Raw genomic sequence first — 20,402 nt, 5'->3', positions numbered from 1 at the left:
TTGACCTCAGTCTCGGATCGAGAAGGAGGCCCGCCATGACACGCGATACTGTGGCAGAGCAAACGCCCCAAACCGCCGATACACCCAGTCGTCACTCCGTCACCCTGCAAGTCAACGGCAACGATCACGCCCTTGAGGTTCAGGCTTGGTCCTCACTGCTGGATGTGCTGCGTGAGCAGCTCGCTCTGACCGGCACCAAGAAAGGGTGCGATCACGGCCAGTGTGGTGCTTGTACCGTGTTGATCGATGGGCGCAGGATCAATAGCTGCCTGACGCTGGCCGCGCTTCAGGCGGGCAAAGCCATCACCACGGTGGAAGGCTTGTCCGATGGCCAAGCCCTTCATCCACTGCAAGAAGCCTTCCTGCAGCACGATGCATTCCAGTGCGGCTACTGCACGCCCGGCCAACTGTGCTCGGCCGTGGGTTTGATCAACGAAGGCCGCGCCCGCACGCGTGATGACGTGCGGGAACTGATGAGCGGCAATCTGTGCCGATGCGGCGCCTATACCCAAATCACCTCCGCGGTGTGCGAGGTCGCGGGGATTGAGCAGGCACGCGATCCCCAGTGCCCCACTATTGTGGGGAGCGTGCCGGCATGAACCCGTTTACGTTGGTATCGGCCTGCGATTCTCGTGGCGCCCGACAGGCGTTGGGTCATGTGGCGCAGCAGCCGCGTATTACCCGTCCTCAGTTCATCGCCGGTGGCACCAATGTGCTGGACCTGATGAAGGCCGGCGTGACCCAGCCCAGTCGCCTGGTCGACATCAGCGGCCTGGGGCTGGATGGCATCGAATGGTCGCCCGAGGACGGCTTGCGGCTGGGCGCCACCGCCCATAACGCCGATACGGCCTATCACCCCTTGGTCAGCGAGCACGCCCCCCTGCTGGCTTCGGCGATTCTTGCCGGCGCCTCGCCCCAGATACGCAATGCTGCCACCAACGGGGGCAATCTGCTCCAGCGCACGCGCTGCATGTACTTCTACGATGTGGCGCTGCCGTGCAACAAACGTGCGCCAGGCAGTGGCTGCAGCGCCATCGGGGGCGTGACCCGTCAGCATGCCATCCTGGGCGCAAGTGAGGCCTGTATTGCCACTCACCCCTCCGACATGTGCGTTGCCCTGGCCGCCTTGGAGGCACATGTCGAGGTGGAGCGAGGTCAAGGACGCGAACTGATCGCGTTCTCCGATTTTCATCGCCTGCCCGGCGATCACCCGGAACACGATACGCACTTGCCGTCCGATGCCTTGATCACGGCGCTGGTGATTCCACCCAATCCCTATGCGGCTCATTCGGTGTATCTGAAAATCCGCGACCGCGCCTCTTATGCGTTTGCTTTGGTCTCGGTGGCGGTCGGGTTGGAGCTCTCCGATAAGGGAGCCGTGGTGTCGGCGCGCGTGGCTCTCGGTGGAGTGGCCCATAAACCGTGGCGGCTGGAGGAGGCGGAAGCCCTGCTGGTGGGCAAGCCTCCCACTGCCGAGGCGGCCGCGCGCGTGGCTGATCGGCTGCTGCAGGGTGCCATCGGGCAGGGCGACAACGACTTCAAGATCGAATTGGCCCGGCGCTTGGTGGTGCGCGGGATTACCGTGGCCGCCCACGGCACCGTCACCAATGACACGGCCCTCAAAGAATCATCTGGGGAGCAGGCCCATGAGTGAGGTCGATCCTCGCGTGCCTGTGGCCGCACCAGGCACCGGACATGTTCGCAAGGGGCAACCGCTTACCCGGATCGATGGACCGGCCAAAGTACAGGGTCAGGCCCGCTATGCCGCCGAATTCCCGGCCCCCGATCTGGCTTACGGCGTCGTCGTCAACACTGCCGTGGCCAGGGGCACGATTGTTGCGATCGATCTGGATGCCGCCCTGGCCGTGGAAGGAGTATTGGAGGTGCTCACGCACCAGCGGCGGCCCAGGATGCGGGCAGGGCGCGTATTCCATAAAGACTTGATCGCGCCTGGCGGCAAGCCGTTCCGACCGCTTTACGACGAGCATGTGGTCTACAGCGGACAGCCGGTGGCGTTGGTGGTCGCTACCAGTTTTGAGGCGGCGCGCCGGGCCGCGATGTTGGTGCGAGTGGAGGTGGCGCCCGAGCCCCACGAGACCTCACTGCGTGCGAACCTGGACAAAGGCCACAGCCCAAAAGGCATCAAGTTCGGCTACAAGCCGCCTCCCAAAGAAAAGGGTGATGCCTCAGCCGCGTGGCACAACGCCCCGTTCCGGATGCAGGCAACCTTCTATGCCGAGGCCCAGCACCACAATCCGATGGAGCTGTTTGCCACCACCGTCGTGCGGGATGCCCAAGGTTGCATGGTCGTACACGACAAGACCCAAGGCTCCCAGAACAGCCGTTGGTACGCCTCCCATGCCCTGGGGATCCCGAAGTCCCGACTGAGCGTGCGCAACGCCTTCGTGGGGGGTGCCTTTGGCTCGGGGCTGCGGCCCAACTACGCCCCGCTGCTGGCAGTGATGGCCTCCGAGTATCTGGACCGCTCGGTTCGTGTCGTACTGACACGCCAGCAGATGTTCACCTTCGGGCATCGGCCCGAGACGTGGCAGCAGATCCGGCTTTCAGCGAACGCCCAAGGCCAGCTCCAGTCTATCGAGCATGATGTGCTGACGGAAACCTCACGCGCGGAGGACTACACCGAGGTCGTGGCCAACTGGTCGGGCCAGTTGTATGCGTGCGAGAACATTCGTCTATCGCACAAGCTGGTCGACTTGGACCGGTTCACGCCGATGGATATGCGTGCACCAGGCGCGGCCCACGGCGTCCATGCCTTGGAGGTGGCTATCGATGCCATGGCCTGCGAGGTCGGCATGGATCCGCTGGCGTTTCGGCTGGTCAATTACGCCGAGGTGCATCCCATTGAGGACAAGCCGTTCTCCTCCAAAGCGTTGCGGGAGTGCTTTGCTTTGGGGGCCGAGCGATTTAACTGGTCACAACGCCCCCCAGCACCTCGTGCCACCAAGATCGGTACCGAGTATGTGGGGTGGGGGATGTCCACCGGGACCTGGGATGCCCTGCAGATGTTTGCCCGTGCCAAAGCAGTCCTGGATGCGCAGGGCCGGCTTCGCGTCAGTAGCGCGGCCTCGGACATCGGCACGGGCACCTACACCGTGATGGCCCAAATCGCCGCTGACGCCATGGGCTTGCCGCTGGAACACGTCACCTTTGAACTGGGTGACTCGACCCTGCCCGTGGCACCGGTGCAGGGGGGTTCTGCCCATGTGGCCACGATTGGATCGGCCATTGAAGGGGTCTGCGATAAGTTGCGCGCCGGCCTGCTCAAGCTTGCCAAACGCCATCACGGCGAGCTGTTTTCTGGCTGCAAGGATGACGATGTCGAGTGTGTCGAAGGGGGTTTGCGGCGCAAGGCCGGTGGGGCCAGCGTTCCGATTATTGAGCTGATGGCGTTGGCCAAGGACGGAAAACTCCGGGCCAGCCATCTGCTCCTGCCAAACCAGCGTGAGCAGTCAAAATATGCGCGGGCCACGCATTCGGCCGTGTTCTGCGAAGTGCGTGTTGACGAAGCATTGGGCACGATACGGGTCACGCGGGTTGTCAGCGCCATTGCCGCCGGCCGCATCATCAACCCCATGGCGGCGCGCAGTCAGATCCTGGGGGGCGTGGTATGGGGGATCAGCCATGCGCTGCATGAGGGAACCCATGATGATCCTCGGCTGGGGCGTTTCATGAACCACGATTTCGCTGAGTACCACCTGGCCGTGAATGCCGACATCCACGAGATTGACGTGCTCTTTGCCGATGAAGACGATCGGGTGGTCAGCCGGCTGGGGGCCAAAGGGGTGGGTGAGATCGGTCTTGTAGGGGTATCGGCGGCCATCGCCAATGCCATCCATCATGCCGTGGGCGTGAGGATCTACGACACGCCCATCACTCCAGACAAGGTCATGGCCGGACTTGCACACAGTGGGGCGATCTAGCGAAAGCGTGTGTCGATCTACTGTAGCTAGAACGCCCGACGTCGGACTCCCTGGCTTAGCTTACGCAGCCAGCAATTGCATCAGCTGATTGAGCCGAAACGGCTTTTGCAGGAAGTGCGCATACCCGGGCAGGCTGGGGAGCTGCCGTGGGGGATGGCCTGAGGCCAGAATCACCCGCGCCTGCGGCCGTGAGCGCTTCAGGTGCTCGGCCAAATCAATGCCGTTTTCCGAACCTGGCATGTGCACATCGCTGACCAGGACATCGCACGGGAAGTCTTCCAGGATCACCTTGGCGCTATGCGCATCCTCGGCAATGCGAACTTCCATGCCCGCGTCTTGAAGGACATCGGACAGCAGAGCGCGCAGCTCCACCTGATCCTCGACCAACAGCACCCGAATCGAGCCTCCCGCCGGTGTCAGATCCGAGGAAGGACTGTCCGAAGCACCCATCTGCCTGCTGTTGGTGTCGTCCACTGCCACGCGCTCCCCTGAAAAAAGTTGGAAAAGGATTGAGATAAGAGCGTGAAGAAGTTGTAAACGTAAATGAAGGTAGCATGGCGTTTTGCACTCGGGGCAAGGGCAGGCGATGAGCCAGCAGGAACAGGGGAAGCGTCACCGCGACACCATCATTTCCATCATCTCGTTGGGTTTGGCGGCCACCACCATCGGGCTGGAGGCTGTCATCCCGTTGGGCTATGCCGTTTGGCTGTTGTACTTCCTGGCCATTGGCGTGACGGTGTACCAGCGCCGGCCGTGGGTGCCGGTGGCGATCGCCGCATTGGCGTGCGCGTTGCTGGTGGTCGGTTTTAATTTGGCTCCCCCCAGTCACAATTCAGCCTTCTCCGTAGTGAATCGAACGGTGGGCGGGGTTTGCTTCCTTACCACGGCGCTGATCGTGATGCAGGCCATTCGTGCTCGCTTGCAGGCCGAGCGAGCGCTGTGGCTGCAGGAGGTGGAAAACGAGGTTGCCGGCGTGCTGCAAGGCGAGCAGACCCCTCACAGCTTGGCCGAGGGGGCGCTGCGGGTGCTGTGCGATCATCTGGGTGCCCATACCGGCGTGCTGTACCGTTTGAACGGCCAGGAACTGGTCCTGGTAGGCGGCGTTGCCCTGGCGCGCGAGGTTCCCACCCGGATTGCCGCCGGCTCTGGCCAGTTGTGGGAAGCCATCGCCAAACAAAGCGCCCGGGTAGTTCGTGGCATTGAGGCTTCCCATGTCGGTGTTGAGTCGGCGCTAGGTCGAAGCGCGGCAGTCAAATTGCTCGTGGCACCGCTCACCGCCGATGGCGCTGCCAGTGGGGCCTTGGAGCTGGGCCTGATTGAGTCCCCGGTCGATGAGTCCACGGCCATGGAGCTGCTGCAGCGGTGCGCCGATACCATTGGTATTGCCCTCAGAACCGCCATGCTGCGCAGTGAACTGATTGAGCTGCTGGAAGAAACCCAGCGCCAAGGCGAGGAACTGCAGGCCCAGCAGGAAGAACTGCGGGTGGCCAACGAGGAACTGGAGGAACAAAGCCGCACCCTGCAGCAATCCCAGGTCAACTTGGAGCAGCAGCAGGCTGAGTTGGAACAGACCAATGTGCAGCTTGAAGAGCGGACCCACGAACTCGAAGGGCAGCGACAGCAGCTGCTGTCGGCACAGGACAACCTGATGCGCAGTCGGGAAGACCTGCTGGCCGCCTCGCGCTACAAATCCGAGTTCTTGGCCAACATGTCGCATGAACTGCGCACGCCGCTGAACAGCTCGCTGATCCTGGCCAAACTGCTGGCCGACAATAAGGAAAGCACGCTCACTGCGGACCAGGTCAAATACGCCCAAGCGATTCATTCGTCCAACAATGACCTGCTGGCGCTGATCAACGACATTCTCGACTTGTCGAAGATCGAGGCAGGGCACGTTGAACTGCAGGATGACACCCTCAGCACCGAAAGCGTGGTGCAGCGCCTACGTGAGACGTTCGATCCGCTGGCGCGCCAAAAGGGGCTGGACCTGGCGCTGGAGATTGCGTCCGACGCTCCGTCCCAGTTCGTGGCCGACGGACAGCGCCTGCAGCAGATCCTGAAGAACCTGCTGGCCAACGCCATCAAGTTCACAGAGCGCGGCTCGGTCACGATGCACGTCAAGCATGACGCCCAGAATCGCGTCGGATTTGTTGTGTGCGATACCGGTATCGGCATCGCCCGCGAGCAGACTGAAGTGATCTTCGAGGCGTTTCGGCAGGCCGATGGCAGCACCAGCCGTCGCTTCGGCGGCACGGGGCTCGGTTTGGCGATCTCGCGTGATTTGGCCGCCCGCATGGGCGGGGCACTCACCGTGGAGAGCGAACCCGGCCGCGGCAGTTGCTTTACCTTGGTCATCCCCACCGATGGAGCACCTGCCGCCGATCAGGATTCGCAGGCTGCACCCTCGGCACCGCGGACCATCAGTCCGGCGAATCAGGCCACCGGCCCGATCGCAGTACCCGCCACGACGTCTACCGCACAGGCCCCCGCCAGCGCACCGGTGGCCGCCAGTCCCATCACGCGACGCTATCCAGACCGCCTGATCCTGGCGATTGAGGATGACGTCGAATTTGGCCAGGCTCTGGTCGCCCTGGCCCAAGAACTCAGGTTTGACTGTGTAGTGGCCTCCACCGCCGAGGAAGGGCTGCGATTGGCCGCTGAGCTGCGGCCCAATGGCATCCTGTTGGATATTGGCTTGCCGGATGTATCGGGCTTGAGCGTGCTGGAGCGGCTGAAGCGCGATCCAGTCACCCGTCACGTGCCTGTGCATGTGGTGTCCGCGCTGGAGCGCACCCAGGTGGCCCTGGAACTGGGCGCGGTGGGCTATCTGATCAAACCGGCTACCCGCGAGCGGTTGGCCAGTGCCATTGAACAGCTGGAACAGACGCACGCGCGCGATGTGCGCCGACTGTTGATCGTGGAAGATGATCAGGAACTGCGACAGAACCTGCAGCTTTTGCTTGCTCGCGATCAGTTGGAGATCGTCGCCGTCGGCACGATTGCCGAGGCGATCGAAAAGCTTGATGTCGCCACTTTCGACTGCATGATTACCGATCTGGCCCTGCCCGATGGCAGCGGCTATGACCTGCTGGAGAAGATGTCGACCAGTGCCACCGGCGCGTTTCCACCGGTGATTGTGTATACCGGTCGAGCACTCACACGCCATGAAGAGCAGCGTCTACGACGCTATTCCAAGAGCATCATCATCAAGGGGGCACGCTCGCCGGAACGGCTATTGGATGAGGTCACCCTGTTCCTGCACAGTGTGGAGGCAACGCTTCCCGGAGACCAGCAGCGCATGCTGCGGGAAGTCCGTCGGCGTGATGCGGTTCTGGACGGCCGCAATGTCCTTCTGGTCGAGGACGACGTGCGCAACATTTTCGCCTTGTCCAGTGTATTGGAGCCGCTGGGTGTAAAGCTGCAAATCGCGCGCAACGGACGTGAAGCGTTGGACACCCTCGTCAATCAGGACTTCGATCTGGTGCTCATGGACATCATGATGCCGGAGATGGATGGACTGACGGCCATGCGCGAGATTCGTCGCAACCCGCAATGGCAGGATTTGCCGATCATTGCACTGACGGCTAAAGCCATGGCCGATGATCGCGAGCATTGCTTGGAGGCCGGTGCGAACGACTACATCGCAAAGCCGGTCGATGTGGAAAAGCTGGTGTCTTTGTGCCGGGTATGGTGCGCGCGGCAATGACCCCCAGCGAGTTGTTCGATCTGGAGCTGGGGGTCTTGCTGGAGGCGCTTTACCGACGCTACCACTATGATTTTCGCGAATACGCGATCTCCTCCCTACGCAGGCGCGTGCGCCAGGCCATGGATCGTTTCCAGTGCGATAGCGTGGCCACGTTGCAACATCGGCTGCTCCACGAGCCGGCGCTGTTTACCCAGGCCATGCAGTACTTCACGGTCCAGGTCTCTGAGATGTTCCGGGATCCGGACTACTTTCGGGTCCTGCGGGAGCAAGTAGTGCCAGTGCTGAAGACCTACCCGTCGTGCAAGATCTGGGTAGCCGGTTGCAGCACGGGGGAGGAGGTGTGGTCGCTGGCCATCCTGCTGGATGAAGAGGGCTTGCTGGAGCGCACGGTGCTCTATGCCACCGACATCAATCCTGAGGCAGTGGCCAGCGCCGAGGCGGGGGTATTCGCATTGGATCGGATGGCTCAGTTCAGCCGTAGCTACCTGGCTGCCGGCGGTCGCGGCTCGCTCTCGGACTACTACACGACCGCTTACAACGGCGCCCTGTTCGATCGGCGCCTGAAGCGCAACATCGTCTTTGCCGACCACAGCTTGGCCACCGATGCGGTGTTCTCCGAGGTCCACTTTGTGTCGTGCCGCAATGTACTGATCTACTTCAAGCGCAGCCTGCAGGACAGGGCAGTGAGCTTGTTCCATGAGGCCTTGGTGCACCGCGGTTTCCTGGGGTTGGGTAGCAAGGAATCGCTGCAGTTTGGTGAGCACGCTGCGGACTTTGAAGTCAGCTCGCGTGCGCAGCGGCTTTACCGGAAGATCGCATGAGCTCTCCAGCGCCACGCCTTTGCGACACCGTAGACGTGATCGTCGTGGGCGCTTCAGCGGGAGGTGTGAGCGCCGTGAGGGCGCTGTTGGAGGCCTTGCCGGCGAACTGTCCGGCAGTGGTGATGATTGTCCTGCACCTGCCGCGCGATCGACCCAGTCAGGCGGCCGAACTGTTTGCACAGTACTGCGCGCTTCCCGTCGCCGAGGCAGAGGATAAGGCACCACTTACGCCGAGCACGGTTTGGATCGCGCCACCGGACTACCACTTGATGGTGGAAGATCGGGATACGATGTCGCTCAGCCTGGATGAGCCGGTCCTGTTCTCTCGTCCCGCGATCGATCCCTTGTTCGAAAGCGCAGCGGCCGTGTTTGCTGATCGCGTGCTGGCGATCCTGTTGACCGGTGCGTCCAACGATGGCAGCGAGGGTGTCGCCGCCATTCGGGCAGGTGGTGGACAAGCATGGGTACAGCAACCGGAAGAGGCCAGCTCACCCATGATGCCCGCCTCAGCGCTGGCGTATGCAGGCGCTGATGCGGTACTTACCCTGGATCAGATGCGTGTCCGCTTACGGAGCTTTCAGCCTTGAACTTGACCTTGTCCAATCCTGAGCCGGTGCGTAGCGAGCCGATCAATATCCTCGTCGTGGACGATGTGCCCGAGAACCTGGTGGCCATGCGCGCGCTTCTGCAAGCCGACGGGGTGCAGGTGCTGTGCGCCGCCTCTGGCGCGCAGGCACTGGAACTGCTGCTCGTCCACGAGGTAGCCGTGGCCCTGCTTGATGTGCAGATGCCGGAGATGGACGGCTTTTCACTGGCCGAGCTGATGCGAGGTGCAGCGCGTAGCCGGGAAGTGCCGATCATCTTCTTGACAGCCTCACCGAACGACCCCAAGCGCGCTTTCAAGGGGTATGAAGCCGGTGCGGTGGACTTCTTGCACAAGCCCATCGAGCCCCACGTCATCCTCAGCAAAACGAACGTGTTCGTCCAGCTGTTCCAGCAGCGGCAGCTGCTAAAAGAACGCGCCGAATCGCTGGAGAGAGCCCTCAAGCTCAATGAGACCATGATGGCGGTGTTGACGCACGACCTGCGGACACCGCTCTCGGCCATGCTGCTGTGTGCAGAAAAGCTGGCACTGCAGCTTCCCGGGGACGAGCGCGTCCAACGGACGCTGTCCCAACTGGAAACCAGTGGTTGGCGGATGGCGCGGATGGTGGAGCAACTGCTGGATTTTTCCCGCATCCGCTCGGGCGGCTTCCAGATCGAGCCTCAGACCATTGATCTAACGCAGGTGCTGTTGGGCGCGATCGATGAAGTAAAGCGCGTCCATGCCAACGCAGACATTGCTTTTGAAGCCGGAAATCCCTTGTCGGTAAAGGCAGATCCGGATCGACTGACCCAAGTAATGATCAACCTGGTCGGCAATGCGGTAATCCATGGCAAAGAGGGATCGGTTCGTATCGTCTTGGAAAGCGCGACTCAGGGCGCTGTGGTGGTGCGAGTCTCAAACCCCGGCCATATCAGCGAAGAGTTGCTTCCTCGCCTATTCGAGCCATTCAAGGGAGCATTCCATGCCAGCCAAGGACTCGGGCTCGGGCTGTTCATTGCTGACCAGTTCGTCAAGGCACACGGCGGCACGCTGTCGGCGACCAACGACAACGGGCAAGTCCACCTGGAAGCTCGTTTCGAAAAAATTTCGTGAGCCTGTAGGGATCTAGATCGGCATGCGCTAGCGCGTCCTACATTTCCCCTCAACGTACCTAGTCGGCAACTGGGCCAGCTCATCGCGCAAGCGCGCGAGTACAGCTTTGATTTCCTGACATGGAAGAAGGCGGACGTCGCCAGCGGCGCGCCACATTAGGTAAAGGATGATTAGGGATGTTTATCAGGGGTAGGGGGTGGCAGCTTCCGACCTATTCTGTTGAAAAACTCGGTCCCGGAGCAGGGGCGTCACGTGACCAGGCAGCCGGAAGCGGATTTGTTCGATCCGCAATGAAGCAAATGGGGGCGCGCAAGCGCCCCATGCCTTAGATCGGCACCGCAATTCCTGCTTCCGGGCCTTTCGGCATCAACCACGCCGCCATTCTTCGCAGATTTTGCGCAGTCGCCGCCAACAGGAACTCGTCGCGGGCACCTTTCAGGCCCCGAAGCCGCAAGCGATCCAGCCGCAGGATGCGCTTGAGGTGTGCGAACAGCATCTCGACCTTCTTCCGATGTCGACGCGATCGTGCGTATCGAGATGTCGTCGCCAGTTGGCGGGCCACATCGCGTGCGGACTCGTTGACCTGCCGTGCAATCTTCCGATGCGTGGTGTTCGGGCAGCACCGGGACTTGAGCTCGCATCCAGCACAGTCGTAGACGCTGCTGCGATAGATCAGCGTGTCGTCCGCCGTAGGCTTGCCAGTTGAGCGCAACGGCTTGCCCTGTGGGCAGCGATATTCGTCGGCTTCGGCCTCCCAGCGGAAGTCGGAACGTCCCAGCGAACCATCCTTGCGCTCGGCCTTGTCCCACACCGGAACGTGCGGTTCGATCGCTTTCTCGTCCACCATCCAGCCCAGCATCTCGGCGGTGCCGTAGGCCGTATCGCCGATCAGATGCGTCGGCTTGATATCGAACCGTTCCTCGACGCGATCCACCATGACCTTGGTGGCGTTCACCTCGTTCGTGCGGTGTGCGGGCGTGGCCTCGACGTCGAGGATGACGCCGGCCTTGGTGTCGATCAGGTAGTTGGTCGAATAGGCGTAAAACGCCGGGCCGCCGGGCGCGGCCGTCCACTGCGCGGCCGGGTCGGTGAGCGACACGTTCTTCGGAGGCTTACGCGCTTCCTCTGCGGCGTCCAGCGCTTCCAGGTACTCGCGTACCGGGCGCGTGAGCGACGACTCCCGGTCCCAGCTGGCATCGCTGCCCGGGACACCGCGCTGGCGGTTTGCGTCGGCCTTGATGACGCTGGCATCGATGGCGAAGCCTTCGCCTCCGACCAGGCCCTCAGCCAAGCAGCGCTCCAGCACCTTCTCGAACACGAAGCGCAGCGTGTCGCTGTTGCGGAACCGTCCATGCCGGTTCTTTGAAAAGGTCGAATGGTCCGGCACTGCATCCTCCAGCCCCAACCGACAGAACCAGCGGTAGGCCAAGTTCAAATGCACCTCCTCGCACAGCCGGCGCTCGGAGCGGATGCCGAAGCAGTAGCCCACGATCAGCATCCGGATCAGCAGCGCCGGATCAACGGAGGGGCGGCCGGTGTGGCTGTAGTGCGGGGCGAGGTGCCGATGCAGCTCGCCGAGGTCCAGGAACTGATCGATCCTGCGGAGCAGATGGTTCGCTGGAACGTGGTCTTCCAGGTTGAAGGCGTAGAACAGCGGCACTTGGCCGACTTCCTGACGTCCCATCATCGCGTGGACTTCCGCTCGATCGATGGGACGTCAGTGAATCAGCATCAGCAGGCCGATTCAACAGAGTTTTTCAACGGAATAGACCCAAAGCGGACGTTCATCAGCGCTTCCTCACGGCCCTTCGAAGTGCGGCCTGCTCAGCTCGCTGGGTCAGAATATGCATCGGCGTGTTAGCCGGACCCAGCAGCCCTAAGATCAAGCCGTATCAAGGGGATAGCCCACCCTAGCGTGCGCAGCGGACAAGTCGTATAACAGGACTCAGGGATCCGGCTATTAGGTAGCTTAGCCTCATGAAAATCCTGTCGCGTCTGCTGTTTTCAGTGATCAACCTTGGTGTGGCGGGTTGGTACCTATTGGCTGCTGCGTGGGTACTTGGGGGCTTTCGAGTTGAGGTTCTTACGGGCGCATCGTATGAGTGGCCCGTTCGTGTAGTAGTAACATCAACGGTTGTGGCCGTTCTTGGACTGCTAATTGGGATCGCAGTGCTATGCATCACCCGCGGACGGCCGTTTGGTCACGTGCTCGTCTCGGCGCTCATTGCACTGAGTTTGATTGAGGCGTGGGAGTTCATCAGCCTTGTCAGGCTCTACGGCCCTGGCAGCGGATCGTGGCTCCCGTTTGCTCTTCTTGTTTCGTGGGCTTCCGTCTGTGCCCGTTACCTGGCATCCCGGCTGAGACCTAACAATTCGTTCAAGTCGACGCCGCTTCGCGGCGCAGCCTAATTCCAGCGTTAGGCAACAAGAGGCAGTATGGATAACCTGCTAGTCATCGCAACCATTCTTGGAGGAATTGCCGCCATCGGCTACTTCTGGGACAAGGTTAGAGCGCTGTTTTCCAGGGGAGGCAAGAGGAGCCAACACGACATTGACCTGTACAAGCGGTATAGGGAGTTGATAGTTGATAGCGGAGTCGCCGACTTCTATCGGGGCCACGACTTTCTCGGCGCATTTGAAAGCGCCTACTGGTCGCCATTCTCTCGCTACGTAGATTCTTGGGGAACGATCGATCATGAATTCATCGACCCCCTTCTTAATAAGGCGCACAGAGAAGTCTATGAGAAAGCACTTGAGTTGGGCAGGACTATTGCAAAGAACACCGTTCCGATTGGAGCGACGGGCCACTTGCGATCAGTAAAGCCCGACTATCTGCCTGCCGGCCCCACGCCTGATCACATCAAGGCCGAGGCGATGGAGATCAATTCTCTAGTGCCAAGCTTCACTTTGGCGCATGAGAGGTTTGTTCGGTTAGCAAATCGGCGACTTCGTGGCGTTGTTGCCTAAAAATTCATTGAGTCCGACGCCGCTTCGCGGCGCGGCTTGACTCAGGTGTTAGACACCGCAAAATAGCTCATGACGCATCCCACGCATAGCAAGAACGTAGTCGTAGCCCTTGAGGAACTGGAGAGTGATGCGAGAAAGTTGCAACGCATCATGATCGAACTGGTTGCTCCTTCCGGGAGCCCTATGTTCCCCTTGGATTTCCTGGCCTTCGCAGCTACGAAACGACATGCCAGTACTACCAGTGCATTTGTGTCTGCCATCAATTCTTGGAACATGGTCGTTGCAAGATCACTTCTAAGAATTCACATCGACACTTCGCTCAGATTTTCTGCAGCGTGGCACGTCGAGAACCCGCATGATTTCTCCATGGAGGTTCTGAGGGGGGCACGAATAGACAAATTGAAGACTAGATCAGGAGATCGTCTTACGGATGCCTATCTGGTGAAACTCCACAAAGACAAGCATCCTTGGCTTCCCGATGTCTACGAGCATCTTTGTGGGTACGTGCACTTCTCCGGCTCCCACATCACAGATGCAATTAATGACTTGAGTGACGGGGACGGAACCGTTGAGTTCTTGATCTCCGACCAGGACCAGAGATTTCCAGAGTTCAGTTGGCTTGAAGTGGCGGGATGCTTCCGAGAAGCAACGGGCATCCTTGAGACGTACTTGCGTGGTTGGGGCACAACCAAGCAGTTGTCACCGGAGCAGCTTGAGTCACTGCGAAGCGGTGTCTAAAAACTCCTTCAATCCGAAGCTGCTGCGCGGCCTGGCTTGTGCGGTAACGTGTATCACACAGCCCGGCTGCTGCACAGGTCGGCCGAACTCAGGTGTTAACGCTCATGACAGTGGCTCAGCGAACAGTTGTCCTGTCACTATCTCTGCTTTCCCTAGCAGGCGGGATCGCTTGGCAGCTTTTCGAGCCAGGCTTTGAGCCTTGGCTGTTTGTGATTGTCGGCCTGATGGGTCTCTTCACCCAGTGGTGGCCAACCGGCAGAAAAAGCTATGCATCAAGGCGACTTTCCGGGACCGTCACTTTCAACTATTCCAATAACAATGGCCGATACGTCATCGGGCGAGAGGAAATGTTGTTTGAGACGGCGTGGAGCAAGGCAAGTGATACCTCGATCCACATCTACAAGGATCCACCCTCGATTGACTCCATCGCCATAGCCCTTGGAGTGGCTCACATAAAGGACCTGAGGAGCGTCTCTAACCTAGACTTCTCGTCGCGATCGAGAACTCCTCAAGAGGGCGACGTGGTTGTATTGAAGAATAGATACGGCAATTACGCGGCTTTGAAAGTTTCCGACATAAAGGACAGCGCAAGGTCTGACTTGAAGGATGAGATAACCTTCAGCTACGTCATAAATCCGAACGGCGGAGACGATTTCAGATGAGCGATAACGTTTCTTTCATGTCGACGCCGCGTCGCGGCGCGGCTTAATTCAGGCGCTGACCGATGTCCGCTTCTGGCCGGTAGCGGACATCTTCAGTGGTCAGCCGATACCCTTGAGCATGAGCACCAGGGGAGCATCAGATAGCGAGGCACGCTGTCGGATGTTGCAGGCTGATGCCCATCCCACTCGATCTCGAAATTTCGCTGCGCCGGATCGTCGCAACGCCGCATGTTTAGCGCATGACCACTTTGAGATGGCGTTCCAACTGACTCAACGGCGGTGCTTTCGTAACTGCCGGGCCCCAATCATCTGCATCACTGGCAGCTCATCCGGCGCAGCGACATGCTCGGGGATGAATGGCGTATCGTCGTCACAGAGCATCATCCCGTACAGCACCTCGCCGGCATCGATTTGCCAGGCTGCCTTCCTTTCGATCCTGGTCAGCTCGATCGGCTTCAACCCCAGTGGCGTGAACGGGATGCTCGGATCTTCCGGTGCCGCGGCCACTCCCAGACGAAAGCGCCCATACTTGGCAAAGGCGGTCAAGAACACGTCGAGGTTCACCGTGTCTTGCGGCGTCAACGTTTTCGAGCGCATGGCGATCATCAGCGTTTTGGTGGCGTCACCGGTGCCCCCCGCGGCCGCCGGGGCGATGCCGACCCTATAGTGGTGGCGGTGGTGTTGATCCACGTCAGTGAGAATGGCCAGCCGCAGGACTTGATCCGGTTCCAGCGTACCGATGCGGCGGTGCCAACTACGCAGAATCTTGGCGGCCTCATCGGCTTTCGTGAACATCAACTCCATGCCCGGCACGCCATCGGCCCAGAAAGTGAAGCCCACACCGCGCCAGCCGGCACGATCCCACAGAGGACTGTTGATCACCCCCACCATGCGCGTTTGCCGATGGTTGAACTGCAGCAGGTAAGCAGGAGGCGCACCGGTCTGCATCGGTACCTCCCACATACCTTTCTCGCTCGCCGAATCGGTGGCCGCTTTGAAGCGGCCGCCATCTAGCAGTTCCACCAGCGCGCAATCTGCCGGGCAGAGCGCGGCCAGCCCCGGTGAGCGGAGAGAGCTGTCGTCCAAGGCCACGGCCTGCAGCAGGTTGAACGCACGCTCATGCACGGCATCCTGGGAAAACATGCGCTTCATGTCGGTGCGGCCACCCGGTGTGCAAACATGCACGATGATGTACGCCACCGCTTCGACGGCCTTTTTCTGGAACTCCTTTGTGGTTGCATAGGACGGCAGCGTTCCGCGGGCAAAGCTCAGTCGCAGCAACGGATCGCCGCATTCGTCCTCGTCCAGCGACACCGATAGCGAGCGTGAATGTTGGGAGTCGTCGACCGTGACCAGCAGGCGATCATTGCTTGGCGCCAGACGATCTGCAAAAGCCGTGGCAGCAAATCCTTCCAGAGCCGCGAAAATCGACATCACCAATGCATGCGATTCGTACGTGGTGATGCCCTCAGCGACCACTTCACACCCGACGATGCGTGTGCGCAGCGTCTGGGCAAGGCCTGGTTCCCACTCGATGCGACCAGCCTCGGCACCCCAATCCATCTCCTGGATCGCGGCTAAGTCGGTCCCATCGGTCATGTCCTGCAAGGCCTGTTGCGGGTGACCGAGCAAGGCCAGCGTGACCTGCTCCGCCAGGTCCAGTTGACGATCGGCCAGGATGGGCGGTGCGATTGAAATAGCGTGCGCGTCCTCCGGCGTGGCCTGGACGATCGCCCACGCCAAGCGCGCCTCGATGGCTTGCCGTTCGTCGAAGTAGGCCGTCTTGGCGTGGTCTGACAAGTCCAACGCGCTGGCCATGATATCGGCGTACGACAAAGCCTCAAGCAGCAGCGGCAAGCGTCCAGCGGCCAACTCTACCCACGCCAATCGCACCGCGAAGTTGAGCGAATCGAAAGAGATCTCTGCATCCTCGATCACGCTGCGCAACGAACGGCTCAGGCCCAGCAGCAAGTGCGCGCGGGCTGCCCAGAACAATCCAACCTCGCAATACGCCCGGGAGGCGATCCAGGCTCCTTCCAAGTAGAGCTCACGGGAGTGTTGTCGCTGCAGCAGTCCAATGGCCCGCCCCAGCAGGCGCAACGCCTCCTCCGGCGCCTTGTTCTCCACCTTGTGGGTTGCGCGATCCAGGAGCTGGCGCGCCTGAGCGTGCGCGCCGAGGCGCTGGCCCACCAGCTCGCCAGCACGATCGGCGATGGCATCGATCCCCTCGACCGAGAAAGGGAGTTGGGTAAACACGGAAATCGTCTCACACAGTGATTCCACCGGATAATCGGGCAGCCGCTCGACTTCACGCAGCAACGCCTTGAACCCTTTGACGGTCTCGGCTTGCCGATGCGGATCGTGCGGGTCGGCCAAGAAGCCCAGGTGCAGCAGATGGGTGCGAGCCATGGCCGCATCAGTGGGGTGGGAGCGGCGCTTGGCGAGCGGCTCCAGTCGCTCGCATAACCGCTCACGCCGCGCCTGCAGGTTAGCGGCCGCTGGCGGCAGCCAGCCGTGGTGCTCGGCCGAATGCAGCAGGCTGTAGAGGTTGGTGAGCTGAGCCAGATCCCACGCGTTGGCCTGCTCATCCAGCAAGGCCTCAATGGTGTCAAAACCGCCGATGACCGCGGCGTAGTCATCGAACCACCAAAATGCGGTCCACACCTTCTGATAGAGCATGCGCCGTTGCCCGCGGGCGTTATGCCCACGGCGTGCGGCCTCGATCGCGCGATCGAAGCGTTGATCCAGTTCCTCGCGACGGCGACCCAAACCACGCGCCAACAACGCCGAGGTCAGCCACGCGTGCGCCAATTGCATAGGGCTGTTGGCAAAGCGCGCCGGATTTGCCAATTCTTCTTCTAGCTCGACCAGCTCGCGCGCACGGTCAGCGTCCAGTGGCCCCAACACCCCCGTAGAGGTGGCCCGTGCGGCCGGCAGGCCAAGTTCGCGTTCGGCGATGGCCCAGTGTTCATGGTCAAACACCGCCTGAAGGATCCAAGTACGGTCAAAAATGCGCACCGGGACGTTGCCGGCTCGGCGCGTGAGTTCGTTCTCAAGCGCGGCACGATCCTTGTCCCGGACGAACTGGTTGGTGACATAGTGGATGCGCTGGTATGTGCGGCCACTGGCCAGGACGTTGTCCACGTCCGAGCGTGCCTTCTTGCGCCAATCGGCCATGGCACTGATCGCAAAGGCCCATTGCTCGCTAGCCGCTTCACGGGCGGTGCCGCTCCACCAGCGCTCGGCAATGGCATCGGCCACCGCATAGGTTTCGGCATCGACCTTACTGTCGCCACCCCCGGTGGGTCCAGTCTGCGGGATGAGGTTGGGACAGACCTCCACTTCCAACAACGCGTGGATGAAGCGCTGAAACTGCGCTTCTTCGCTGCGCGCGGTGATAGTCTGCAGCTGGTACTCAAATTCGGGGCGGGTCAACGCCGCCCGCGACTCGACCAGGGAATCGGAGTACAGGGTAGGGCGTCGCCCACGCATGAACGCCGAGGGAGTCGGCGTTTGTGCGCGGACGAGCGGCGCACCTTCGGTCATCGGCAAGCCAAGGTCACTTCTTGGGCTTCTGGGTCAGCACACTACCGGCCAAGGACTTGGTCGAGCCGCTGCTGCGGCCATCGTTGAGTGCCTTGGAGGCGGTGCTGGCCGTGGTGGCAGAGGACTGCTTAGTCGTGTGGGTCTGCGACAGCGCGCTGCCGGCGAGGGACTTGGCGGTCTTGCTCGCACCCGGATCCCGCAAGACTGCCGAGGCAGTCTTGGCGACCTTGGGACCAGAGGATTCGTTCTTGGCCATGGCATCAGTTCCTTCAGTGGAAGGAGGGATCGGCCCTGGCCCCCACTGAAGGCCCAGGGCCGAGGGTTCAGGCGACCCTGCGAGGTACCTGCTGCAACTCCGCCACGTCCAGGGTGAAGTCCAGCGTGATCTGGATTGGCTCGGCCGGATTTCGCTTGTCGTTGTAGACATCCACGTCGGTCTTCAGCTGCACGCAGTCGTCCACGATCTGGTGGCGCCGCTGGCCAAAGGATTTTTGGAAGTGGCTGTGTGGTGCGTTGGGATCGTCCATGTCGGCCCACAGCGAGATCGAACGCGTGCCGCGTTTTTCCACGGCCGCATGCTTGGCGCGGTAGCGCCGCCCGTGGCGATCGACACGGTATTCCTCGCGGAAGACCTGTGCGATGTCGGTGGCGATGGCATCGATTACGGTGGTCAGGTTGGGCTTGTGCAGGCCATTGCGGTAGGCCCACTCGGCCACCGCATGCGGATCGAGCAATCCATCCGAGCCGACCTCGGCCTTGTAGCGCTCGACGTACTCTTTGACGGCATTGGAATAAGCGGACATGCGCGATGCTCCTACTGTCAGACCGTGTGGATGACGCCCCAGCCATCGGTGAGGGCCGATGAGGTGATGAACTGCCGCACCTTGACCTGGTGCTTGCGAAACAGGTCGTAGCGTCCCAATCGGCGCTGCAACTGGCCTACGACAATGCCCGGGTGCACATTCAGGCGCTGGGCAAACAAGAGCACGCGCTCTTCCTTGAAGAAGGGCGATACGCGCAGCATAAAGTTGCTGATCTCATCGGTTGAGACACAGAAGGCGGCTGCCGCCCGATTGGCCAGCGCCTCCTCCTCATCGATCTGATCGCCGGCGGATCCTTCAATGTCCTGGTCCAGGATGTACCCTCGCTCATGCCCGTGGCGTTGCAGCACATGTTCGAGCTCATGGCGCAGCACGAACCAGAAGTTGTCGATGCGATCCAGCCGCAGTGAGAGGGCCACCACCGGCTGAGCCGAGGTCAGCCAGAAGCAGGCGCCGTCAATCTTCGCGCCGGGGATCGGCTCCACGATGACAAACCGCACGCCGCACTCGGCCAGCACGCGCGCCACATGGCGGGTTTCCTCCGGGGCAGACAGCAGAGCCGACAAGCGAGGCAGGGCCTGACGCAGGGCGGCTTCGGTATACGCCCCAAGGACCTGCTCAGAAGCCAGGCGGCGCGCCCGGCACAGCCATGCCAGTTGGAGCATGCTGGGACCGTCATATGGCGCAGTCTTCTTGGCCGCATGGCAGAAAGGCACTTCCTGCTCCAGCGCCTCGATACCGAAGAAGGTGAGGAACTGCTGCTCAAGCACCTCAATGCTCTTGCTGCTTTCGATCCAGCCGCGGCGGATCATCTCGCGCACGGGAAACCGCTCATACAGTTTGGCGCGTCTGGCGATCAGGCCATCGGTGGGCCGAACCTTGGACAGTTGGTACTGGCTCTCCAGGTTCATCCAGACCTCCGGGCCCGTGCCCAGCGAATCGCCAAGCTGGATGGCCGTTTCCGGGGTGATGGCCTTCTTGCCGGCGATCAGCTCATTGATCAGGCGCACGGGACGGCCAATGATCTCCGCCAGTTCGGTCTGCGACCAGCCACGAGCTTCCAGTTCCTCTCGGAGGAACTCGCCAGGCGGGAAGACTTCGGCAACGGGGGTGTTCATGGGGCTCATCCTGGGAAGGGTTAGTGGTAATCGGCGATGGAGATAACGACGACGGTCTTGCCGTCTTCGTTTTGCCGCAGGCGCAGCAGTAGCCGCCATTGGTCGTTAAGCCGCATCGAACTTTGACCGTCCAGGTTTCCTTTCAGCTTCTCGTAGTGCAGGGACTTCATGGCGTAGAACGCGCGCTCGTCCAGGGCGGCGCGGATGAACTGCAGACGTTTTCGGAATGCCTTGACGATGGCGGCATCGAACCCTGCGGTGTACGCCGGGTCCGTTTCCAGCCTGCGCAGCGAGGCATCTTCAAAATCCACGTCCATGGCGGGCACGATACGGCGCAGGCCCTAAGATGTCAAATGACCTTATTACACTTAGTGTAATAGTGG

General features: G+C 61.1%; 17 protein-coding genes. 10 read left to right on the top strand and 7 right to left on the bottom strand.

Features of this window, described 5'->3' with window-relative positions:
• Positions 1-35: 35 nt before the first annotated feature.
• The 3 genes from ACSION_RS11110 to ACSION_RS11100 are packed head-to-tail and all read left to right on the top strand — an operon-like array spanning position 36 to position 3,941.
• Positions 36-599: a (2Fe-2S)-binding protein gene (locus ACSION_RS11110; RefSeq protein WP_185896162.1), complete on the top strand. Its 564-nt coding sequence runs from the start codon at positions 36-38 to the stop codon at positions 597-599.
• Entirely contained in the window at positions 596-1,654 is a 1,059-nt protein-coding gene (locus tag ACSION_RS11105) for an FAD binding domain-containing protein (protein WP_185896163.1), read from the top strand. The genes ACSION_RS11110 and ACSION_RS11105 overlap by 4 nt, the downstream gene beginning before the upstream one ends.
• Positions 1,647-3,941 carry a xanthine dehydrogenase family protein molybdopterin-binding subunit gene (locus tag ACSION_RS11100; protein ID WP_435305949.1) on the top strand — a complete coding sequence of 765 codons (2,295 nt, stop codon included), beginning with the start codon at positions 1,647-1,649 and terminating at the stop codon, positions 3,939-3,941. The genes ACSION_RS11105 and ACSION_RS11100 overlap by 8 nt, the downstream gene beginning before the upstream one ends.
• Before the next feature lie 60 nt (positions 3,942-4,001).
• Here ACSION_RS11100 and ACSION_RS11095 read toward each other — a convergent pair whose 3' ends face one another.
• Positions 4,002-4,391, bottom strand: coding sequence for a response regulator (locus ACSION_RS11095; protein WP_185896992.1), 390 nt, complete (start codon positions 4,389-4,391; stop codon positions 4,002-4,004).
• A gap of 136 nt (positions 4,392-4,527) precedes the next feature.
• Between ACSION_RS11095 and ACSION_RS11090 the strand changes: the two genes are divergently transcribed.
• The 4 genes from ACSION_RS11090 to ACSION_RS11075 are packed head-to-tail and all read left to right on the top strand — an operon-like array spanning position 4,528 to position 10,167.
• Positions 4,528-7,647 (top strand): hybrid sensor histidine kinase/response regulator, encoded by a 3,120-nt coding sequence (locus tag ACSION_RS11090; RefSeq protein ID WP_185896165.1) that lies wholly within the window; start codon positions 4,528-4,530, stop codon positions 7,645-7,647.
• Positions 7,644-8,468 carry a CheR family methyltransferase gene (locus tag ACSION_RS11085; protein WP_425504916.1) on the top strand — a complete coding sequence of 275 codons (825 nt, stop codon included), beginning with the start codon at positions 7,644-7,646 and terminating at the stop codon, positions 8,466-8,468. The genes ACSION_RS11090 and ACSION_RS11085 overlap by 4 nt, the downstream gene beginning before the upstream one ends.
• Entirely contained in the window at positions 8,465-9,055 is a 591-nt protein-coding gene (locus tag ACSION_RS11080; protein ID WP_185896167.1) for a chemotaxis protein CheB, read from the top strand. Before ACSION_RS11085 ends, ACSION_RS11080 begins: the two co-directional genes overlap by 4 nt.
• Entirely contained in the window at positions 9,052-10,167 is a 1,116-nt protein-coding gene (locus tag ACSION_RS11075) for a hybrid sensor histidine kinase/response regulator (protein ID WP_394694839.1), read from the top strand. Before ACSION_RS11080 ends, ACSION_RS11075 begins: the two co-directional genes overlap by 4 nt.
• A gap of 325 nt (positions 10,168-10,492) precedes the next feature.
• Here ACSION_RS11075 and ACSION_RS11070 read toward each other — a convergent pair whose 3' ends face one another.
• Positions 10,493-11,854 (bottom strand): transposase, encoded by a 1,362-nt coding sequence (locus ACSION_RS11070; RefSeq protein WP_185896168.1) that lies wholly within the window; start codon positions 11,852-11,854, stop codon positions 10,493-10,495.
• A gap of 749 nt (positions 11,855-12,603) precedes the next feature.
• Here ACSION_RS11070 and ACSION_RS11065 point away from each other — a divergent pair.
• The 3 genes from ACSION_RS11065 to ACSION_RS11055 all read left to right on the top strand — a co-directional run bounded on the left by ACSION_RS11065 (position 12,604) and on the right by ACSION_RS11055 (position 14,534).
• Positions 12,604-13,134 (top strand): EYxxD motif small membrane protein, encoded by a 531-nt coding sequence (locus ACSION_RS11065; protein WP_185896169.1) that lies wholly within the window; start codon positions 12,604-12,606, stop codon positions 13,132-13,134.
• A 69-nt stretch (positions 13,135-13,203) separates the two neighbouring features.
• The gene (locus ACSION_RS11060) at positions 13,204-13,872 is read left to right on the top strand and encodes a hypothetical protein (protein ID WP_185896170.1); all 669 of its coding nucleotides are present in this window, start codon (positions 13,204-13,206) and stop codon (positions 13,870-13,872) included.
• Between the two features lie 104 nt (positions 13,873-13,976).
• Positions 13,977-14,534 (top strand): hypothetical protein, encoded by a 558-nt coding sequence (locus tag ACSION_RS11055; protein WP_185896171.1) that lies wholly within the window; start codon positions 13,977-13,979, stop codon positions 14,532-14,534.
• 270 nt (positions 14,535-14,804) lie between these two features.
• Here the strand turns inward: ACSION_RS11055 and ACSION_RS11050 are convergent, their stop codons facing one another.
• The 5 genes from ACSION_RS11050 to ACSION_RS11030 form a co-directional block, all read right to left on the bottom strand.
• Positions 14,805-18,086, bottom strand: coding sequence for a hypothetical protein (locus ACSION_RS11050; RefSeq protein WP_435305948.1), 3,282 nt, complete (start codon positions 18,084-18,086; stop codon positions 14,805-14,807).
• A 7-nt stretch (positions 18,087-18,093) separates the two neighbouring features.
• On the bottom strand, positions 18,094-18,336 hold the full coding sequence (locus tag ACSION_RS11045; RefSeq protein ID WP_185896174.1) for a hypothetical protein: 243 nt from the start codon (positions 18,334-18,336) through the stop codon (positions 18,094-18,096).
• Between the two features lie 67 nt (positions 18,337-18,403).
• Positions 18,404-18,883, bottom strand: coding sequence for a hypothetical protein (locus ACSION_RS11040; RefSeq protein ID WP_185896175.1), 480 nt, complete (start codon positions 18,881-18,883; stop codon positions 18,404-18,406).
• 17 nt (positions 18,884-18,900) lie between these two features.
• The gene (locus ACSION_RS11035) at positions 18,901-20,019 is read right to left on the bottom strand and encodes a HigA family addiction module antitoxin (protein WP_185896176.1); all 1,119 of its coding nucleotides are present in this window, start codon (positions 20,017-20,019) and stop codon (positions 18,901-18,903) included.
• Between the two features lie 20 nt (positions 20,020-20,039).
• Positions 20,040-20,336, bottom strand: a complete 297-nt coding sequence (locus tag ACSION_RS11030; protein ID WP_185896994.1) for a type II toxin-antitoxin system RelE/ParE family toxin — start codon at positions 20,334-20,336, stop codon at positions 20,040-20,042.
• Between the last annotated feature and the right edge of the window lie 66 nt (positions 20,337-20,402).

The sequence above is a fragment of the Pseudoxanthomonas sp. LjRoot125 genome (assembly GCF_964252705.1).
Classification (GTDB): domain Bacteria; phylum Pseudomonadota; class Gammaproteobacteria; order Xanthomonadales; family Xanthomonadaceae; genus Pseudoxanthomonas_A.
Note: the sequence above shows the minus strand (reverse complement) of the source record. Positions and strands in the feature narration are given on the sequence as shown.

Coding starts and splice junctions, on each gene's coding strand:
- ACSION_RS11110 (WP_185896162.1), top strand. CDS start 36: ATGACACGCGATACTGTGGCAGAGCAAACGCCCCAAACCGCCGATACA.
- ACSION_RS11105 (WP_185896163.1), top strand. CDS start 596: ATGAACCCGTTTACGTTGGTATCGGCCTGCGATTCTCGTGGCGCCCGA.
- ACSION_RS11100 (WP_435305949.1), top strand. CDS start 1,647: ATGAGTGAGGTCGATCCTCGCGTGCCTGTGGCCGCACCAGGCACCGGA.
- ACSION_RS11095 (WP_185896992.1), bottom strand. CDS start 4,391: ATGGGTGCTTCGGACAGTCCTTCCTCGGATCTGACACCGGCGGGAGGC.
- ACSION_RS11090 (WP_185896165.1), top strand. CDS start 4,528: ATGAGCCAGCAGGAACAGGGGAAGCGTCACCGCGACACCATCATTTCC.
- ACSION_RS11085 (WP_425504916.1), top strand. CDS start 7,644: ATGACCCCCAGCGAGTTGTTCGATCTGGAGCTGGGGGTCTTGCTGGAG.
- ACSION_RS11080 (WP_185896167.1), top strand. CDS start 8,465: ATGAGCTCTCCAGCGCCACGCCTTTGCGACACCGTAGACGTGATCGTC.
- ACSION_RS11070 (WP_185896168.1), bottom strand. CDS start 11,854: ATGATGGGACGTCAGGAAGTCGGCCAAGTGCCGCTGTTCTACGCCTTC.
- ACSION_RS11065 (WP_185896169.1), top strand. CDS start 12,604: ATGGATAACCTGCTAGTCATCGCAACCATTCTTGGAGGAATTGCCGCC.
- ACSION_RS11060 (WP_185896170.1), top strand. CDS start 13,204: ATGACGCATCCCACGCATAGCAAGAACGTAGTCGTAGCCCTTGAGGAA.
- ACSION_RS11055 (WP_185896171.1), top strand. CDS start 13,977: ATGACAGTGGCTCAGCGAACAGTTGTCCTGTCACTATCTCTGCTTTCC.
- ACSION_RS11045 (WP_185896174.1), bottom strand. CDS start 18,336: ATGGCCAAGAACGAATCCTCTGGTCCCAAGGTCGCCAAGACTGCCTCG.
- ACSION_RS11040 (WP_185896175.1), bottom strand. CDS start 18,883: ATGTCCGCTTATTCCAATGCCGTCAAAGAGTACGTCGAGCGCTACAAG.
- ACSION_RS11035 (WP_185896176.1), bottom strand. CDS start 20,019: ATGAACACCCCCGTTGCCGAAGTCTTCCCGCCTGGCGAGTTCCTCCGA.
- ACSION_RS11030 (WP_185896994.1), bottom strand. CDS start 20,336: ATGGACGTGGATTTTGAAGATGCCTCGCTGCGCAGGCTGGAAACGGAC.